Raw genomic sequence first — 544 nt, 5'->3', positions numbered from 1 at the left:
TTCTACATCGGCGCGAACGGTGGCTGGGGTCAAAGCCGCAATTGCTGGGATTTCGTCGGCGCGGCCGGCGTGGTTTTCGCTGATGGCTGTCGCGAGCGCTCTGGAGGCCTGATCGGCGGTCAGGTCGGGTATCGTTGGCAGGCAAGCCAGTGGGTGTTCGGCCTGGAAGCTCAAGGTGACTGGGCGGACCTCAGCAGCCAGCGCGTCAGTCTGATCAACCCAGCGTTCTCGACCCGCACAAAAACGGACGGCATTGGCCTGTTCACCGGCCAGATCGGCTATTCCTGGAACGCTTCCTTGCTATACGTTAAAGGCGGCGCGGCAGTGACGAGCAACCGCTTCAGCATCCTCGACACGCTCACCGGAACTGAACTGGCAGCTGCAAGCGCAACCCGTTGGGGTGGGACGGTAGGTGTCGGCTGGGAGTATGGTTTCGCACCGAACTGGTCAGCCGGCATCGAGTACGATCATCTGTTCATGGGTGACGCGAACAACTCGTTCTCGGTAGCCAACCCCGTCGTTGCTGGCGCGCTGAACAGGATCA

General features: G+C 61.4%; 1 protein-coding gene. It reads left to right on the top strand.

Annotated elements, in window-relative coordinates:
* Positions 1-544, top strand: a 544-nt coding sequence (locus AC0L27_RS41185; RefSeq protein WP_473323831.1) for an outer membrane protein, incomplete at both ends; no start/stop codon positions are given.

The organism is Bradyrhizobium sp. Ken51 (genome assembly GCF_055807435.1).
Note: the sequence above shows the minus strand (reverse complement) of the source record. Positions and strands in the feature narration are given on the sequence as shown.